Genomic DNA, 17,990 nt, shown 5'->3' with positions numbered 1-17,990 from the left:
CGGCTGTTAGTCCAACGCGACAATTTCAACGTCAGACTTATTCGCCGCAAGGGCGATCTTGCCCTCGCAGAGCCGCAATGCGTCATCCCCAAAGACCTCTTTGCGCCAACCTTTCAGGGCCGGTGCATCGCGCAACCCTGCAGCAATCCCGTCCAGATCGGACGCTGACGCGATGAGCTTGGCAGCCACGCCCACGCTTTCTGTTTTCGCCTTGAGCAAAACGCGCAGCAAGTCCGCCAGGGCGGGATTGACCTGCAACTTGTCGCGCGACCGATCCGGCTGCGGCATCTGGTCGGCGGGGCAGGCAATACCAGCGGCGATTGCTTTCAAGATCCCTTCCGCGATGTCCCCGCGCCGCGCTTCGCGCAAAAGCAATCGCGCCCGACCCAGCTCTTCCGTATTTTTTGGCTTGTTGGACGCCAATTCAACGAGAGCGTCATCCTTGAACACCCTGTTGCGCGGCACGTTACGTTCCTGCGCATAGGTTTCGCGAAAGGCGGCCAATTCCCTCACGATGGCGAGAAACTTGGCGGAGTTGGTACGGGTCTTCACGCGACGCCAGGCCTCAAAGGGCGGGATCACATAGGTCTCGGCAGTTGTCAGAACCGTGAGTTCTTCGTTGACCCAACGCCCGCGACCGGTTTCTTCGAGCTTGCGGGCGAGAAACTCATAAATGTCACGCAAATGGGTCACATCTGCCAAAGCATAGGTTTTCTGTGCATCGGTCAGGGGGCGGCGCGACCAGTCGGTAAAACGGGAAGTCTTGTCGAGCTGCTTTTTCGCGATCCGCCGGACCAGTGTTTCATAGCCCACCTGTTCCCCAAATCCACAGACCATGGCCGCCACCTGCGTATCAAACAGAGGTTCAGGGAAAACCTGCGCATCGACGTAGAAAATCTCAAGATCCTGTCGCGCTGCGTGAAATACCTTGACCACCGATGTGTCCCGGAAGAGTTCATAGAGCGGCTCCAGCGACATCCCATCCGTCAAGGGGTCGACAAGAACAGCAGTGCTGTCGTCCGTGCCGGGCATGGCAAGCTGGATAAGGCAAAGCTTCGAATAGTACGTCCGTTCGCGCAGGAACTCTGTGTCGACGGTGACATAATCGAACTTGGCTGCTTCCGCACAAAAAGCAGCGAGTTCCGCAGTCGTGGTGAGTGTTATCATTCGGGCGTTTCTTTTTCTTCAGCTCTGTTAATTTACCCAGTCCTGAAACTGTTACACGAGCCCTGCACCTTTGACCAGAACCCGGCGCACGGTTCTTAGCGCAGCATGACGGGTCGTCGGTCACCACCGGCAAACCGAGCCAGAACGGCGGGATAAAGAAGGTGTTCCTGTTCCAGGACCCGTGCAGCCAGTGTCGCTTCGGTGTCATCCGGCAGCACATGAACTTCGGCCTGACCGAGGATAGGGCCATCATCCAAGGCGGCGGTCACTTCATGCACCGTACAGCCATGAACCGCGTCTCCCGCTTCCAGAGCCCGCCGATGTGTGTTTAGCCCTCGGTACTTTGGCAAGAGCGACGGGTGAATGTTCAGCATACGCCCACGCCAAGGGTCGACAAACCCCGCGGTAAGTCTGCGCATGAACCCGGCCAGACAGATGAGATCAGGGGCGTGATGCGCCAGGGCACCGGTCAGCGCATGTTCGAATGCGACCCGATCCCCCTTGAAGGGTTCATGCCGAACCACCTCGGTCGGCACGCCCGCCGCCTCCGCAATATCCAAGCCCCCTGCCCGGGGATCATTCGACAGCACGACACAAGCCCGCGCCGGATGATCGTCTTTCATGCTTTCCAGCAGCTTTTGCATGTTCGACCCGCTGCCCGAAATGAATACGGCGACGCGTTTCGTCACAGAAGATTGCCCTGATAGGCGACACCCGGCGTCTGCGTCACAACGCCAAGTTGCGTCACCGTTTCGCCTTGATCAGCAAGAAGCTGGCCAAGCGCATCGGCCCTTTCGGGAGCGACAACCAGAATCATACCGATCCCGCAATTGAAGGTCTTGAGTAATTCGTTTGCGCTCATACCACCGGTTTGCGCCATCCATTCAAAGACCGACAGCAATGCCCAGCTCTCCAGATCAATCCGTGCACCGAGACCCTCGGGCAGAACGCGCGGCAGGTTCTCCGTCAGCCCGCCGCCCGTAATATGGGCAAGCGCATGCACGCCGCCAGCCCGTATCGCCGATAAGGTTTGCTTTACATACAACCGCGTCGGCGTAAGAAGCTCGGCGCCCAGGGATTTCCCCGACCAAGGACATGGATCATCCCACCCCATACCCGAAAGCGCCACCAGTTTGCGCACGAGGCTGTAGCCGTTGGAGTGCACACCGTCCGAGGCAAGCCCCAAAAGTACATCGCCGGTTGAAACATCGGCCGGCAAATCCTGACCGCGTTCCATCGCGCCCACCGAAAACCCTGCAAGATCGAAATCGCCGGCAGGATACATCCCCGGCATTTCCGCAGTCTCTCCGCCGATCAGCGCACATCCTGCCCGCTCGCACCCCAGTGCTATCCCCTCGATGATGCGGGCGGCCTGTTCAGTATCCAGCGCGCCGGTTGCAAAATAATCCAGGAAAAACAAGGGCTCCGCGCCCTGACACACCAAGTCGTTTACGCACATGGCCACCAGATCGACACCAACGCCATCCACGTGGCCGGTATCAATTGCAATCCTCAACTTGGTGCCAACACCATCTGTCGCCGCAACCAGAATCGGGTCAACGTATCCGGCATCTTTGAGGTCAAACAACGCACCAAACCCGCCGAGACCGGCCATAACACCGGTACGATTGGTACGTTTCGCCGCCGGTTTGATCCGGTCCACCAAGGCATTGCCTGCGTCGATATCGACACCCGCATCCGCATATGTGATCCCATTTTTGGGCAGTGTCATTTTCCGGTCCCTCGCGCCACAGATTACCTGCTCGCGGGTTAGAGCATTCAAGGTCCGCATGCAACGCCCGGTGACAGCTCACAGGCTCTTGACCTCGGCAACGGCCCGGCTTACCCACGCAGTCATGGCGGGCCTGTAGCTCAATTGGTTAGAGCAGAGCGCTCATAACGCTTTGGTTGCGGGTTCAAGTCCTGCCGGGCCTACCATACTCACCCTCCGCCATTCCGCCGCCGAAAGAGACGCCTCGAAGGAGCGGTTGAAAGCTTGAGCCGTCAGGGTCAGCGCGCGATCACGATGTCGGCGCGCAGCCCACCCAATCGGTCGGAACTACTGAGCCGCAGGACACCACCATGTGCACGCGCTACATCCGTGGCAATCGCCAAACCCAAGCCGACACTGCCCCCCTTGTCCTGATTGCGGGCCGGGTCAAGCCGCGTGAATGGTCTGGTCGCTTCGGCTCTGCGTTCCTCGGGGATGCCCGGACCGTCATCCTCAACCCTGATCCGCAGAGTCTTTTCGGTCAGCATCACCGAGACCTCCGCACGCGCGCCGTAGCGGACGGCATTTGAGATCAGGTTGTCCAGCGCGCGTCGCATGGTAGCGATATTGAGCTTCACCGTACCGCCACCTTCCCCATCAGTGGGCATCAGCGCGACATTGCGCCCGGCACGGCGGGCGTCTTCAACAACACTTGAAACGAGTTCGACAGGATCGACAGCTTCCGGTTTTCCCTCCCCCGCGCCCTTCACGAAATTCAAAAAGGCATCAAGCATGCCCTGCATGTCATCGACATCCTGCTCCAGCAGCGCCCGTTCGTCATCTTCAAGCATCGACAGGCTCAACCGCATGCGCGTGAGCGGGGTGCGTAGATCATGGCTGACGCCTGACAACATCAAGGTGCGCTGCTCGATCTGACGTTCAATCCGATTTCGCATATCAAGAAAGGCATTACCGGCGGACCGCACCTCGACCGCGCCTGATGGCGTATAAGGCTCATGTCGGCCCCTGCCAAAGGCCTCTGCGGCACGCGCCAATCGCTTGATCGGACGCAGCTGATTTCGCAGGTAGAGAATGGCAATAACCGTAATCAACCCACCAAAAAACAGCATATTCACGAACAGCTGATGCGGGTTGGACGCAGATATCCTGCGCCTGTCAAAACTGACTTTGACCGGCCCATGGCGGGTATCTGCAAACACATGCACCCTCCGGTATTCGGTCAAATCAATCCTCTCGACCCTGCGAAGCTCGCTCGGCAGCCTTGCCATGATCACGCGCCCCGAAAAATCGAACCAATCTCGCATGTTGGTTTCAGGCATTTCTGCCACGCTCACCGGCAAGGCCGTGATCGCAAGCTGAGAGGCCTGCTCAATCACAACGCTACTGACGGACCCACGATCCGGTGCCGTGTCGGCGAGATCAAGCACCAGCCTGATCTCCCGCGCGACCGTATCAGTCATCTGCTGCGTGACACCTTCAAAGTGGCGGGTCAGGAACAGAACGGTTACAACCAACTGAACAAATACCACCGGCAACAGCAGGATCAGAACCGCCCGCGCATAGAGGCTGCGCGGCATATAATGTTTGAGCCAGACGAACGACATGGGCTAAACCCTAACGACGCCCCTGCCCTTTAGAAAGATCGAATAGCCATGCTGGCGCCTGACAGTTTCAATCCACGGATCGGGTATGCAGAAACCCTGCGTCCGGGCCTGCGCCGCATCGTTGCACCAAACCCTTCCGCAATGACCTATCGCGGGACCAACACCTATCTTTTGGGCATGAAGGAGATTGCCGTCATCGACCCCGGTCCAGACAATAGTGCTCATCTGGCGGCTATTCTGGATGCGATCGGCCCGGACGCTCGTATATCGCATATTCTCGTCAGTCATAGCCATTTGGATCACTCACCCCTCGCGCGGCGTTTGCAGGATGCCTGCGGGGCCCCGATCCATGCATTTGGCAACGCAACTGCCGGGCGGTCACCGGTCATGCAATCCCTTGCAGAATCCGGTTTGATCGCGGGCGGCGAAGGGATTGATTCCGAATTTTCACCAGATGTTTGCCTGCCAGACAACGCCATCATCCAGAGCGCGGAATGGATGCTCAACGTCATCCACACCCCCGGGCACCTGGGAAATCATATCTGTTTTGCCTGGGACGACATCTGCTTTACCGCGGATCACGTGATGGGTTGGGCCAGTTCACTGGTATCGCCGCCAGACGGTGATCTTACGGATTTCATGGCGTCTTGTGCGCGCCTGCAAGAAAGACGCTGGCAGACTTTTTATCCAGGTCACGGCGCGGCGATAGATCACCCAAATAACCGTCTCGACTGGCTTGTTTCACATCGGCGCGCGCGCGAGAAACAAATCCTTGAAGCACTGGCTGCGGGCCCTGCCAATGCACAAGCGCTGGCGCGCGCGATCTATCTGGACTCACCTTCGGAATTGCTTGCCGCCGCGACCCGTAACGTTCTTGCGCATCTCATTGATCTTATGGGAAAAAGCCACGTATCCGCTCATGGTAATCTCAGCGCTGATACGAAATTCGAACGGCGCTAAACTCGTCCGTTTCGATTTTCAAGAAATCCTGCAATTCCCTCTGGACGAAGCAAAACACCGCTGCTATATCGCCCAGACCGTTCCGGCGTAGCTCAGCGGTAGAGCAGTTGACTGTTAATCAATTGGTCGTAGGTTCGATCCCTACCGCCGGAGCCATAAATTACAAAGGCTTAGCAGAAAATGCTAAGCCTTTTTGCTTTTCTTAGTCTCTTTTTAGTCTCTTTTTCTGTTCAGACCATCTAGACTGTATGAAACTGATATAGAAATCAAAACCCACCCTACTGAGGCCTATGCAACTTCACTTCGTGCACCCCAAAAGTGTTGCCTACCCCTTGATTTGGTGGAATAAGGTTACGTTTTATTGATTTGAGGTTATTTGCAGTTGAATGGAGAAGCATGTTTCAAGAACTAGATGAACTCTTCGGAAAGCTTGAAGATCCTATGCCGAGATCGAGCGGAGAAGCGAAAGATCCTTGGGAAGAAAAACACGACCCTCACTCTTTAACTATACTAGACACCGACAGCGCAAACTACCTCAAGCGCTTCATGGAGGACACTGAACAAGGCTTCTCAGCCGGAAGAGTTCTTGCAGTAGACACAACAATAATTTGGGTCGTCGATGATCGTGGCCGTGTAAGATTTGCAATGGAAGAAATGTTTCATGATAATACTCCAACTGGGCTTGCGAAGCTGCAGAATTTTCCGCTTACAAAATTTGTTCGCAAACTAGGACATCCGTCGCTACTGCGTGATGCATTGTCATTTAAGGGCCGAATTGGTGGTGAAATTAGGTTTGAAAGCAACTTGCCCGACCCTTATTGGTCGATCAACAGGCGTTCCGGCAGGTATGGGTATCACGATGATCGAATCTATGTTCATTTAAAGAACGCTGCAAATCAGTTTCGACACCACGGTATCGAGCTTCATTTGGACCCAGATTTCTGATGGAAGTTGATAAAGACCAAATCAGAAGAATGGTTTCTGGGTTCCGGCAATCTGACTTCGCCTCGTTTCGTTCACTAGTGGCGGTAGATGAAAACCAAGCGACTGTCATTGGCGAGATTCTGAACGAACTGGAAGAGTGGTGTGAACAAGATTGGATAGATGAAGAACGTATTGCATTTCTTGGTCGTGACCTACGGCGTGCTGGCACCGAACAATTCTATCAATCTTTAACAAAAACTATCAACAGCAGTTCGATCAACGTCCAGGTCAAACGTGCGTTCTTCTCTCTCAGTGAAGTGCCTCAATCTAAACCATCTACAATCCTTCCGAACCACACTGAATTAACCAAAATATTAACAGAGATCGATGCAGCAGATTCAGATTGGGATGCTATTCGCCTTCTGCCAATTCTTGAGAAGTATGTGGCCTATTTTCGTACATCAGGCGACTATCAACCCGTGGGCTTCGCTCTTGACCAAATCATTCAATCTGGACAGTCGAACGCTGAGATCAACTATCCGAAGTTTCATAACCTAATAGACGCAACAGTTCGTGAGGTTTTTTCTCTTGATGCCACGGATGAAAGACTTTGGATAAAATGGGCGACAAGTTTCCTAAAATTGGGTGCTTCCAAAGAAGCTTCCTTAGTTCTTTGGGAAGGCCTCCGGCGGCGACCAGAGAGTGAGAGAATAGCATTTGCGCTTTTGAAATCTTTCGAAAGAACAGAATATGACTTTCAAAACCGCATTCGCTTCGCCAGGATGGTGAAAACTCGATTTCACTTCAATCGATTTCTCGAGTTAGAGTACTGTCGATTGAACGGTCAATCAAAATACTTCGATCAAATAAAAGATGGCATTGAATCGCTAATAAGCCTGATTGGGAATGTTGAAAGTGTCCGATACGAAACCGTCTCCCTAGCGGCAATGATAAATCGAAATTGGACTCGGATGAACAACGAAAACTTCATACCTGAGTTAAAAAAGAAACTTAACACGGGCCTCGGGAGAAAACACAAACTGATTGCCACGACTGCTCATAGGTTATTTGAGGATCACGGAAACTTTGAAGCGGCCAAGGGGCTACTGAGCTCGTATAGAGATTTTACAAAAAACAACCATGTTAGAGAGATATTTGATAATACGATAGCCAAGCTCCTTTTAGCTACAGGAAGTCGAGAGAATCTAGTCGAAGCAATCGAGTTAATTCGTCCCTATACAAGCGAGCCATCGCAAAACCATCTGGCGAAATTGCTTTTTCATCGAAATGAGGCTGGAGATTGGAAGGAAGCCGAGGATCTTCTCCGGAGTAACGTTGAGAAACCAGATGTCAATTATTACGCCGTTTCGCAACTAGGTGCACTGCTAATGCACTACGGAGAGAATCGTAAAGCCGAGGTGGTATCTCTACTCAGTATACATGCATCTGAGAACGAAGGTGTAGCAGAACTCCTCGATATTATCGTCAACAATGAATTTGAACGTTTGGACGATTCAACGCGCTTTGGAATAGAGAATAAGATCCATGAAGAGAATGAATTTGATCCAAGCGGTGTTTCCACAATTCCTATATGGTCAAGTGGGACCAATGCAAACGACTTCACCCCAGATATACCAGATGACGTTCGAGCAAATGGTACGTTGCGAAGACTAAAGTTTGAAGCAGAATACGGCACGCAACGATCAGCTGAAACTGCAAAACGAGAAATCCGAACTTTTGATTTTGGAGTGTTGACTGAGTACCTAACCTTTGTTGGTCATGAGGTGCTCGGAATGCCTGAAAAACTAGATAGCGAATCTGTTGGTACTATGGCGGCTAAAATTGTATCGGCCTATGCCTCAAAAGATATTGGTAAGCTAACTGACATAGTGGGAAAGGTCCCTCGTTTGGGCGTTGTTTCGAAGTTCGCCTGTGCTGCACTTGGCGAAGAGGCAGCGAGCCGGTCAATGGAAAGACTGCAGAGCGATGGCTCCGGCGCATTTCCATGGGAACGGGTCCTGATTGCGAATGCGTCCAGATCAAAGTTTGGGCAAAACTTGATTCATAGAATGTCAAACGAGGACGGCGAGTATGCCGCAAATGAAAATCGGCGGCGATTTAGCGATCTTGTGGGAGCGCTTGTAACCCTTGAGTCAATCGCAGCATAGTCTTGATTTTGCAGCGTTTTTGACAAATTTCTCTATCATGATAACCTATGTAAAGTTATTTGGAACGAAACCAGAGCCCGCATCTATTTGATGTGGGCTTTAGCTTTGTTTGAATGACGCAGTAAGTCTGCACAGTTTTCGTGGATGGTAATCCTCCCGAAATTTAGGGGTGTGCTGAAGTAGAATTTTCTCAAATGATGAAAGAGGAGATTCTGATGAAGAAATCGAAATACAGCGATGCGCAGATCATGGCGATCCTGAAGCAGGCCGAGAATGGTGTGCCTGTCTCTGATCTGTGCCGCGAGCATGGTATGAGCAGCGCGAGCTTCTACAAATGGCGCTCCAAATACGGTGGCATGGACGCCAGCCTGATGGCGCGGATGAAAGAGCTCGACGAAGAGAACAAACGGCTAAAGAAGATGTATGCCGAGAAGAGCATGCAGAACGATTTGCTCAAGGAAGCGCTTGGAAAAAAGTGGTGAGGCCATCTCAGCGCAAAGAGATGGCCGAATGGGCGGTGCGTTACCGATCCGCCAGCATCGCTCTAGCTTGCCGGGCGTTCTCGATCAGCGAGACCTGTTATAGATATCAGCCCAAGCTCAGCGATGAGAATGAGTTGATCGCTGATTGGCTTATTGCGCTGACGAACGCCAAGAAGAGCTGGGGCTTTCGTCGGCTGCTTTGGTGGATATCTTCAGGCACGATAAAAGTTCGAGAAGTGGTCCGAGCTGGTTCACCAGAGGGGTCAGTTCCCCAAAATCGCGGCTTGAAAGCCAAGAATATGGCTCAAGTACTGGCTCGTTTGCCTGAACCACCAAGTTCGAGAAGCAGTTTTTGAGTAAATACCGTTTTTCGTCTACATTGAGCCAGATATGAAGCTCTGCAAGGTTAGTTACCAGTTCGAGAAACTGTGTCAGTTGGTCTTCTGATAGATCCAATTTGGCCAGTTCAGCACGTTCTTCACGCAGGGTAGCAAGTTTAAACCAAAGGGCGTGTTTTCGATCATCGTGTACCGTTCGGTCGATGGCCCCATCCAACAAAAGATCAGTCAATCTGTGCTGCCGTTCTTCAGCTTTGGCGATGCGCAGGTCGAGCGACGCCAGCATGCCTTGACGCTCGTCATTGTGCAGCCACGCAAGCCAGTCCGTTTTGATCTTGGTGACGTCGTTATCGCCAATACGAACCATCTCATACGCATTCCGAACTGCCTGATCGAGACGATCTTCGCGGACGATATTCTTTGGGCAAGTCTTTGTTTGGCAACGGTAGTATACGTGCGCTTTCTGTCGCTCTGGGATCATCGACCGCCCACAAGTGATACACCGGAACAACCCGCGATACATGTGGTTGTGCCGCGTCACCTTCTTGCCTGCCTTGCCCGCTTTCAGGTCTTGCACCAGCTTAAACTGATACGTTGAGATTAGCGGCTCATGAATGCCATCGAAGGTCTCGTTGGAGCGTTTGATACGGATAAGGCCGCAGTAAAATGGGTTGCGGAGAATGGTTTCGATGCCGTGTTTCGAGACCGGCTGTCCCCCATGGTTGGTAAGGCCTTGGTCCCGCATTTCCAATTGCAGCGAGTTTATGGAATGCTGTCCAGACGCATACAAATCATACGCCAGCTGGATGAGAGGCGCTTTTTCCGGGCAGGGCGTTTTGGGTTGCCCCCGTCCATTGTTGAGGTAGCCAATGGGTGCACGAAACGGATACAACCCTTGTTTCAGGCGTCCTCGTAGGCCTTTGATGCATTCCTCGCGCAGATTGTGGATGTAGTCTTCGGCGATGACGGCTTGCAGATTGGCGGACAAGCGACCGCCCCGAGTTTCCATGTCAAGACCATCGGCGGCAAAGTAGGCTTTCACACCAAATTTTGGCAGTTCTGATACCAACGCCCAATCACGTAAATTGCGGGCGGATCGATCAATTTTGTGCATAATCAGCCCCTGCACTCTTCCCTGCTTCAGCTGTTTGAGCATCAGGTTGAAAACGGGCCTGCCAGACTTTGCGGCGGTTTCTTTCTCTTCAAACCACTTGGAGACGGTGAGATTGTTCTGACTCGCAAAGGCCGTGATTGCATCTCTTTGTGCGTCGAGTGAAGCACCATCGCCTTGCTTCTGGGTGGACACTCGGATGTATCCAAAACACGGTTTCATGCATTATCTGTCGTATTATCGGACTCTACCACATCGTCAGATTTTGGCGAATCCGGATCATCATCCCACGGCCAACTGCCCTCGCGCTTCATACGCTCATAAACGCGTTTGCAAAGCTCCAGATGCCGTTGAATGTGCTCGTCTTTATCCATTTCCCAAGCATACGAGGAGTTCGACATCGCACTAGCAGCCAGCTTATCCCGCTGAGCGATATGGTGGATACATTGACGCAGAGAACGGCACCAGACGTTCGCCTCTGGCCATCACCTGCAGGGTGGCGCGGTGGTTGGGCTGGTTCTGCAGATCAAAGACCGAGAATGGCGGCAGCATGCGCGCCAGAAACGGCGCGTCTTTTGGTCCGACGCGGAACGCCACCAGGTTGCCAACGTTTCCGAAGATGGCGTCGGATACATCGGTGTCGATCTGGGACAGGTGCTGGTGGGCCAGGATCAGCCCCAGACCGTATTTGCGGGCTTCGGACAGCATGCCTGCAAAGGATTTGGTGGTGAGGTTCGGGAACTCATCAACATAGAGGAAAAACGGGCGTCTTGCGGCCTCGGGCAGGCCATGGCGGGTGGAGGCGGCCAACATCAGGGTAGAGGTGATCAGACCGCCCAGAACATTGGTGATGTCTGCGCCCAACCGGCCCTTGGAGAGGTTCACCAGCAGTATCTGTCCGGTGTCCATGGCATGCCGAAACCGCAGGGGCTGCCGTGGCTCACACAGGGCCGTTCGGACCGCTGGCTGGGATAGAAAGGCCCCGAGCTTGTTGGCAATGGGAGAAATACCGTCAGCCGCGCCCTGATAGTTCATTGCGGGGAACTCCATCCGCCAGAAGAAGCGCACCTGCTCGTCGGCAATCTGGTCCACCACCCGCCGCCGGAAGCCCTTGTTGGTCAGCAGCTTCACCACATCGCGCAGATCCGCCTGTGGCTGCTCGAGCAGAACCAGCACCGCAAAGCGCAGGATATGCTCCATACGTGCGCCCCACGCGTCGGGCCACTGCTTTTTAAGAGTCTCTATCAGGCCCGACGCGACCAGAGGCCGGTGCAGCGCCGAGACCCTGGCCAGCGGGTTGTATCCAAGCGGACAGGCCGGATCGGAAACATCCCAATAGAGGTGCGGCACGGTGAGGTTCTGGTGGACGGCTTCGGCCAGATCACCGTGCGGGTCGATCAGGCAAAAGCCGGTGCCATTGTTTGCATCCTGATAGGCAAGGCTCTGCAACAGCGTTGACTTGCCAGTCCCTGTTTGCCCCACAACATGGAGATGCTGCAGGCGGTCTTTGGTGGCCAGACTAAAGGGTGTAGGAGCGTGATAGCGGCGATACGCCAGACCGAGGGTGTATTGATTGGGGGTGAACATGGCCTGATCGTCTCGCGATCAGCTTCGCGCCGCTAGCAGCTTCGCTATCACTCACACCGATATGGTGACTGCTTTGCCCAACTCACTGTAGGCGGCACAATGATCCCGGAACAGTTCTTCACCCGCATCGCCTTTCGTCGGGTGCGCCTGAGCAATGGTGCTCGGACGTACCCTATCGAAAGGAGATGAACGATGGGTACCAATCAGAAAGCAAATGCAGAGGCGATCGGCAGCGTGCCGCGCTGCCGCAGCTGCCGTTCGGAACGGGTGGTGCGAGACGCCTATGCCTGTTTCAACCGCGAGAGCGGGCTCTGGGAGCTGGAGAATGTGTTTGACCACGCCCACTGTCATAAGTGTGAGAACGGCACTGAGCTGGAGTGGGTATCAGCGGACGCGTTGCAAAACACCCGCATCCGCGAGCTCAATGATCGGTTTCGGACAATCGGTACCGGCAACGGGACGATGCTGATCACCTCCGGCCTTCAGGGCAAAGGGAGTGCGTTTGTCGTGCAGGCGGTGGATGCGGTACGCACCTTCACCGCGTTTTCCAGGGACAACGATCCGTGGGGCGAGCACGACTTCGGGGAGGTTGAGATTGACGGCGAGAAGGTCTTCTTCAAGATCGATGCATACAACCTTGATTGCACGGCGGGCTCGGAAAACCCCGCCAATGAGGCACTGACGCATCGGGTCCTCACCATCATGCTCGCCAGTGAATACTGAGCATGCGGGAAGGATATAAGACCTTCGCAATGGTCTGGGCCGAGCGGGAGATCACCGTCAGCTGGCAGGCCAACTGGCTCAACTCGGGTCACTGTCATATCGAGCTGCGCTGCGATGAACGCTTGCCGGTGACACAGACCGGCTATCGCTCGCATTTTGTCCCGCAGGGGTCCTTTGCGGATGAGGCAGCGGTTGCCGCCTTTGTCACCAAGTGGCTTGACGAGGCGGCTGACGACAAAGTCTGGCAAGCCTATCTCATCGACAGCCGTCAGTTGAAACTTTTCTGAGACCATGCGCTGCCTCCTAGTCGGGGCGGCGTTTTTGTCTGCCACTGTGCAAAGGCTGAAAGAATTGGCGTCAAAATACGTCAAGACCAGTGACAGCCCTGAGGTTGGGACAGCCGCCCAGCCTGTTTTGCTGTCCGCATCAGTCGTTTCTGTCGCGCAGCCAGTCAGCCAATGACTTCATGGCGTCTCTTTAGGAGATGAACGGGCGTTTGTCGCCAGAATGCCCCCGCATTCTGGACCCCAGCGTGCGATTCATCGCCTGATGTGCGTCCCTTCCGCCCGATACCACTCACCGTATCATCCCTCACGATATCCTGCCTGCTAGGATGTCGTTTTCTTCCACCATAGACTGAAGCTCTGGACGATTATCAAATAACCAAAAGTCTATGAGTACCCAATTTGCCCTCGACCTGCGTCTTGCGCGCAGGAAGGCGGGCTATACCCAGGGAGATGTGGCGCATCTCCTGTCCAGCCACCAATCTCTGGTGTCTGAGCTTGAGCAAGGTCAAAGAGGACCAACCCTTGAGCAGATTATCGAGCTGTCGCTGATATATGGCCGTTCGTTCGAGAGCCTGTTCGACGCCCTGCTGGCAGACCGCCAGAAAGCGCTGAGCGGGCGGCTCAGGCGATTGCCGGAGCCTGACAAACAGACCGCCAATATCTTTAACCGCAGCAGTTCCCTGAAACGGTTCAGGAAGCGGCTGGAAAACCAGACCCTGCATGGCAGCGCTTAGTGTCCTGGCGATTGCCGTGGCCTCGGGAAAGGCGAGCTATGTCTTTCTCAGGGATGGCAAGCTGCAGGACTGGGGCATCACTGTGAAGGCGGTAACGTCCGGCACTGATCTGGTCGGCTTTGTGCAGGGCCTGATCAACGAGCTGAAGCCGGACGTCGTTGTCACCGAACACTGTGGTGAAGATTGTCGCAAAGGCAAGAAGTCCAGATCGCTGATCGCTTCCATTACACAACTGGCCAGGCACAACATGGTGCTGGATGTCTCGGTGGACCGCCCGCGCACCTATCCGTCCAAGTATGAAGAAGCGGAAGCGCTGGCAGAACAGCATCCGGAGATCGCCGGCTATCTGCCGGACCGGAAGCGCCGGATCTTCGATTTCGAGCCGCGCGGCATGGTTCTCTTTGAGGCACTGGCGCTGGCCGAAGAGGTCATCAAAGGCCCGCCGACACGGCTGGCCGCAGCGATGGGATAGCCCTGTTACGCGTTCTTTTCAAACCGCCCAAGGAGGGGCGGTTTTCTGATGGTGCGAGCGGCGGCGGATGAGAAAACATTTGACGCACAACAGCGTCACCCTGCAGACTTGGTGTCATTATACGATGGAGATTTTAAAATGAGATCATATGAAGCCGCACGCGGCCTGTTCAGCTTTTTATCAATTTGCGCATGGGGCGTAATTATCATTGGCGTGATTGTCGCCCTTATTGGCGGCAACGCCGCAGCCAGTGGCATACGGGGTCAGACCGAACTGCAGGTACTGCTGGGCGCGGCACCAGGGGCCATCGTCGCGGTTGCGGGCTTCTTTGGCCTCGCCCTGGTGCAGATGGGTCGTGCGTCGGTGGATTCAGCCGAATACGGTCAGCAGGTTCTGGAAGTCTCGAGGCAGCAGCTCGAGGTATCGCGGGAGGCTCTGGCGCAGGGGAAAACCACAGCGGCCTCCTATGCAGCGTTTGCCCGCACCTCAGCAGCATCTGCCATGGCGGATGAACAATCAGACCAGACCCAGTCGCATGGCAGTTCCTATGGAGATCGCGAAACGTCGCCTGAAGCAGCAGAGGCTGCATCAGCTTTATCAGAGGAAGCGATGATTGATGCGCAGACAGCACCTGCTGCGTTGCAGGCATCAACTGACCCCATTCAGCCTGCATTGCCTGAGCCGGTTGAGGAAACCGAGCTCAATCTCCGGATTGACCCCGAACCTGAGACCGTTCTCCCCAGCGCCGAAGTGTCGGATCAGGTTACCGACGAACGTCATGCGACAACGGTACATGCGGCAAGAGTTGAAGTGCCTATTCTGGAGCCGGTGAGCGACGCCGCAGCAGCACCAGAAAAAACACCAGATGACTCCGTCGAAGAATTGACGCCCATTGGGGTGGTCAGGGAGGTAGATGGGGTATTTCACTTTGCGGGGCTAACATTCCGCTCAAAAGTGGAAGCGCAGAAGTATGCCGACAGAGCAGCTGCCGTGGCACGCGCACAGTCAGCGCATGCATGACCCCCACACAGCCCCCCACCCCCTGTGGGGGTCATGTCTGGGGGCCATGGCGTCTCATGGCTGATCATAGCGAAACAGGTTCTGGGTATTTGGGCCGCGACTTCACCTGCATTCGCAGTTGAACTTCGCGAGGGCGAAAGACGCTCCTTCTAGCGCCCTGATACCGCCCACCCAATTATGCCTCGAAAGGGCACATATGCGTATTTCCATCAAACACCGCGCCATCCGGCAGGGGCTGCTCTTCAAAACCACGTACCACGAAGTGGCCCTCACCGTACTCTTCACCCATGAGGAAATCCAGATCATCCGGCAATGCAGGCTGATGAAGACGAAACTGTTTGACCGAAGACCGGCCACAGCAAAGGTGGATGATCGCGACAGCAAATTTGAGTTGACCGTTGGTGATCTGGTCAACGGCAAGACCGACCGTTTTCTCTGTGCCACGCCATCTGCCGCCAAGCGGTACGAGGAGACGTTGCTCGACACCCTGCAGCAACTCAAGCTCTGGATTGGTGACAATGCGGATGAGGCCGATGACTTCGTGGTGGAACTCTGATGGGGCGTGAGTTTGGCGATCTCTTTGGCAGCCTGGTGGGGGCCGCGATCATCGTGGTTGGACTGCTGCTGGCAGCTGTCATTGTCACACCGCTGTTTCTGATCGGCATTGCTGTCTATGTTGCCGTCCGGCTGTGGTATGAAAGCCCTGCGCGCGCCGAACGCATTGCGCGTGCTGAGACCATGCGGCTCTATCACCATGCCCTGCGCGGACAGGTGCAGATGGGTGACGATGAGATCGATGCCGCGCTGTGCGAACGCTGGCCTGCGCGCACGCCTGCACCACTACGGATACAACTGCTGGAGGTGGCGCGCGCACTCTTTGCCGATGAGGGTCTGAGCCCTGAGATCCCGCCACCACCGGAGCTCTGCAACACCGTAGAGGGTGGACGGTATCGCGACCTGCTCGCCAAACAGGGACAGGCGCGCCATGATGCCAATATGCTGGTCTCGGCGCTGGCGGTGATCTCGGAGGCACTGGCCCCGGTTGCGCGGGCGGCCCCGCCGATGCAGGGGGAGGTGCTTGTCTCCGTGCAGCAGTTCCTCACACCGCTGGGGCCAACGGTTGATCAGGTCATCACCCCGTTCTTTGCGGACAATGGCTATAACCACTTCAAGGCGCTGCGACAGGTTCTGGACCAGAACCTGCGCCAGACCCATCGCACCAATCCCATATTCCCGCGCGACTACAAAGGCGATGACGCTGTCGATGCCTATCTTTCCGGCACGAGGTTGGCTGATCTCTTCTCCCTGCGCACCCCGTTTGAAATTCCAGCCGAGCTGCGGTTTGAACACACCCATATGGTCGCGGGCAGCGGGCATGGGAAAACCCAGACCCTGCAGTATCTGATCGCGCATGATCTGCCTCAGGTGGCCGCTGGCAACAAATCCGTGGTGGTGATCGACAGTCAGGGTGATCTGATTGGCAACATCCTGCGCGCAAAGGTGCTGGAGCCGGAGCAAATCGTGCTGATCAATCCCGAGGATATTGCCTTTCCGGTATCGCTGAACCTCTTCTCCGTGGGTCTGGACCGGCTTGATGGATACACGCCACTGGAGCGTGAACGCCTCACAAATTCCATCATCGAGCTTTATGACTTTGTGCTGGGTTCACTGCTGTCCGCTGGCATGACCGCCAAGCAGTCGGTGGTGTTTCGCTATGTCACGCGGCTGATGTTCCACATTCCAGACGCCACCATCCACACCCTGCGTGACCTGATGGAACCAGGTGGGACCGAGAAATACCGGGAGCACATCGAGAAGCTGGAGGGCACGCCGCGCCGTTTCTTTGAGACCGAATTCGACAGCAAGGAGTTCACCAGCACCAGAACGCAGGTGCTGCGCCGCCTTTATGGGGTGCTGGAGAACCAGACCTTTGAACGCATGTTTGCAAACCCCGTTTCCAAGTTCGACATGTTCACCGAGCTGAACGCAGGCAAGCTCATTCTGATCAACACCAGCAAGTCGCTTCTCAAGGAACAGGGCACGGAGATCTTCGGGCGGTTCTTCATCGCGCTGATCGCGCAGGCGGCGCAGGAACGCGCCGTGCTGCGCGCGCAGGACCGATTGCCCGCGATGATCTACATCGATGAAGCGCAGGATTACTTCGATGCGAACATCTGCGTGATCCTCTCGCAGGCACGCAAATACCGCGTCGGCATGGTGATGGCCCACCAGTACCTCGGACAGCTCTCTGGCGGCCTGCAGGAGGCCTTTGAGGCCAATACCTCAATCAAGCTGGCAGGTGGTGTCTCGGCCCGTGATGCCCGCACGCTCTCAAGCCAGATGCATGCCACACCGGAGCTGATTCAGCAGCAGCCCAAGGGCTCCTTCACCACCTACCTGCGCGGCTTGACCGACCGCGCGGTGCCGATTGCCTTTCCGTTCTTCGAACTGGAGAAGCTGCCGCGCACCACAAAGGACGAACGGGCGGCCATCCTGCAGCATAGCCGCGACAGCTACGCAGAACCTTGGGAGCAGAAGGCTGAACCGGAGGAGCAAGACAAACCGCAAAGCGATGGGCCAGAGATCATTCCGCCGGACAAGGATGATGACGATCCGCTTGCGCCGTCGCCGGAGCTTTGATCAGTTCTTGTGGCATTTCCCCGCTTGTATCCTGATCTTCG

16 protein-coding genes, 2 tRNA genes and 1 pseudogene are annotated in these 17,990 nt (G+C 55.3%); 13 read left to right on the top strand and 6 right to left on the bottom strand.

Annotation, left to right across the window (positions count from 1 at the left end; all coding sequences use genetic code 11):
• Positions 1 to 6 precede the first annotated feature (6 nt).
• The 3 genes from rnd to purM all read right to left on the bottom strand — a co-directional run bounded on the left by rnd (position 7) and on the right by purM (position 2,899).
• Positions 7 to 1,167: a ribonuclease D gene (rnd, locus tag Q0802_RS19705; RefSeq protein WP_298921498.1), complete on the bottom strand. Its 1,161-nt coding sequence runs from the start codon at positions 1,165 to 1,167 to the stop codon at positions 7 to 9.
• A 95-nt stretch (positions 1,168 to 1,262) separates the two neighbouring features.
• Complete coding sequence (gene purN / locus Q0802_RS19700; RefSeq protein ID WP_298921496.1) at positions 1,263 to 1,856, bottom strand: phosphoribosylglycinamide formyltransferase; 594 nt, start codon at positions 1,854 to 1,856, stop codon at positions 1,263 to 1,265.
• On the bottom strand, positions 1,853 to 2,899 hold the full coding sequence (gene purM / locus Q0802_RS19695; protein WP_298921494.1) for a phosphoribosylformylglycinamidine cyclo-ligase: 1,047 nt from the start codon (positions 2,897 to 2,899) through the stop codon (positions 1,853 to 1,855). Before purM ends, purN begins: the two co-directional genes overlap by 4 nt.
• A gap of 129 nt (positions 2,900 to 3,028) precedes the next feature.
• On the opposite strand from purM, the gene Q0802_RS19690 reads away from it, so the two are divergent.
• Positions 3,029 to 3,105, top strand: a tRNA-Ile gene (locus Q0802_RS19690).
• Between the two features lie 72 nt (positions 3,106 to 3,177).
• Here the strand turns inward: Q0802_RS19690 and Q0802_RS19685 are convergent.
• Complete coding sequence (locus Q0802_RS19685) at positions 3,178 to 4,503, bottom strand: ATP-binding protein (RefSeq protein WP_298921493.1); 1,326 nt, start codon at positions 4,501 to 4,503, stop codon at positions 3,178 to 3,180.
• Between the two features lie 48 nt (positions 4,504 to 4,551).
• Between Q0802_RS19685 and Q0802_RS19680 the strand changes: the two genes are divergently transcribed.
• From Q0802_RS19680 to Q0802_RS19660, 5 genes and pseudogenes are all read left to right on the top strand, one after another.
• The gene (locus Q0802_RS19680) at positions 4,552 to 5,463 is read left to right on the top strand and encodes an MBL fold metallo-hydrolase (RefSeq protein WP_298921491.1); all 912 of its coding nucleotides are present in this window, start codon (positions 4,552 to 4,554) and stop codon (positions 5,461 to 5,463) included.
• An 81-nt stretch (positions 5,464 to 5,544) separates the two neighbouring features.
• A tRNA-Asn gene (locus Q0802_RS19675) sits at positions 5,545 to 5,619 on the top strand.
• 240 nt (positions 5,620 to 5,859) lie between these two features.
• Positions 5,860 to 6,408: a hypothetical protein gene (locus Q0802_RS19670; protein ID WP_298921489.1), complete on the top strand. Its 549-nt coding sequence runs from the start codon at positions 5,860 to 5,862 to the stop codon at positions 6,406 to 6,408.
• The gene (locus Q0802_RS19665) at positions 6,408 to 8,555 is read left to right on the top strand and encodes a hypothetical protein (RefSeq protein ID WP_298921487.1); all 2,148 of its coding nucleotides are present in this window, start codon (positions 6,408 to 6,410) and stop codon (positions 8,553 to 8,555) included. The genes Q0802_RS19670 and Q0802_RS19665 overlap by 1 nt, the downstream gene beginning before the upstream one ends.
• Positions 8,556 to 8,770: 215 nt before the next feature.
• Positions 8,771 to 9,225: pseudogene (locus Q0802_RS19660) on the top strand (transposase); the annotation flags it as partial.
• Here the strand turns inward: Q0802_RS19660 and Q0802_RS19655 are convergent.
• Both Q0802_RS19655 and Q0802_RS19650 read right to left on the bottom strand, forming a co-directional pair.
• The gene (locus Q0802_RS19655) at positions 9,188 to 10,708 is read right to left on the bottom strand and encodes a recombinase family protein (protein ID WP_298921485.1); all 1,521 of its coding nucleotides are present in this window, start codon (positions 10,706 to 10,708) and stop codon (positions 9,188 to 9,190) included. The pseudogene Q0802_RS19660 and the gene Q0802_RS19655 sit on opposite strands and share 38 nt — an antisense overlap.
• A gap of 195 nt (positions 10,709 to 10,903) precedes the next feature.
• Positions 10,904 to 12,073, bottom strand: coding sequence for a type IV secretion system DNA-binding domain-containing protein (locus Q0802_RS19650; protein WP_298921483.1), 1,170 nt, complete (start codon positions 12,071 to 12,073; stop codon positions 10,904 to 10,906).
• Between the two features lie 192 nt (positions 12,074 to 12,265).
• Here Q0802_RS19650 and Q0802_RS19645 point away from each other — a divergent pair, with 192 nt between their 5' ends.
• The 7 genes from Q0802_RS19645 to Q0802_RS19615 all read left to right on the top strand — a co-directional run bounded on the left by Q0802_RS19645 (position 12,266) and on the right by Q0802_RS19615 (position 17,949).
• Entirely contained in the window at positions 12,266 to 12,796 is a 531-nt protein-coding gene (locus Q0802_RS19645; protein WP_298921481.1) for a DUF3768 domain-containing protein, read from the top strand.
• 2 nt (positions 12,797 to 12,798) lie between these two features.
• Complete coding sequence (locus tag Q0802_RS19640; protein WP_298921479.1) at positions 12,799 to 13,083, top strand: hypothetical protein; 285 nt, start codon at positions 12,799 to 12,801, stop codon at positions 13,081 to 13,083.
• Between the two features lie 386 nt (positions 13,084 to 13,469).
• Positions 13,470 to 13,817, top strand: coding sequence for a helix-turn-helix transcriptional regulator (locus tag Q0802_RS19635; RefSeq protein WP_298921478.1), 348 nt, complete (start codon positions 13,470 to 13,472; stop codon positions 13,815 to 13,817).
• Positions 13,804 to 14,289, top strand: a complete 486-nt coding sequence (locus Q0802_RS19630) for a hypothetical protein (protein ID WP_298921476.1) — start codon at positions 13,804 to 13,806, stop codon at positions 14,287 to 14,289. Before Q0802_RS19635 ends, Q0802_RS19630 begins: the two co-directional genes overlap by 14 nt.
• A 138-nt stretch (positions 14,290 to 14,427) precedes the next feature.
• On the top strand, positions 14,428 to 15,309 hold the full coding sequence (locus tag Q0802_RS19625; RefSeq protein WP_298921474.1) for a hypothetical protein: 882 nt from the start codon (positions 14,428 to 14,430) through the stop codon (positions 15,307 to 15,309).
• Positions 15,310 to 15,505: 196 nt separating this feature from the next.
• The gene (locus tag Q0802_RS19620) at positions 15,506 to 15,865 is read left to right on the top strand and encodes a hypothetical protein (RefSeq protein ID WP_298921472.1); all 360 of its coding nucleotides are present in this window, start codon (positions 15,506 to 15,508) and stop codon (positions 15,863 to 15,865) included.
• Positions 15,865 to 17,949: a type IV secretion system DNA-binding domain-containing protein gene (locus Q0802_RS19615; protein ID WP_298921470.1), complete on the top strand. Its 2,085-nt coding sequence runs from the start codon at positions 15,865 to 15,867 to the stop codon at positions 17,947 to 17,949. The genes Q0802_RS19620 and Q0802_RS19615 overlap by 1 nt, the downstream gene beginning before the upstream one ends.
• Positions 17,950 to 17,990 lie beyond the last annotated feature (41 nt).

It is taken from the genome of uncultured Roseobacter sp. (assembly GCF_947495275.1).
Classification (GTDB): Bacteria; Pseudomonadota; Alphaproteobacteria; order Rhodobacterales; family Rhodobacteraceae; genus Roseobacter.
This window is presented reverse-complemented; position numbering and strand designations above follow the sequence as displayed.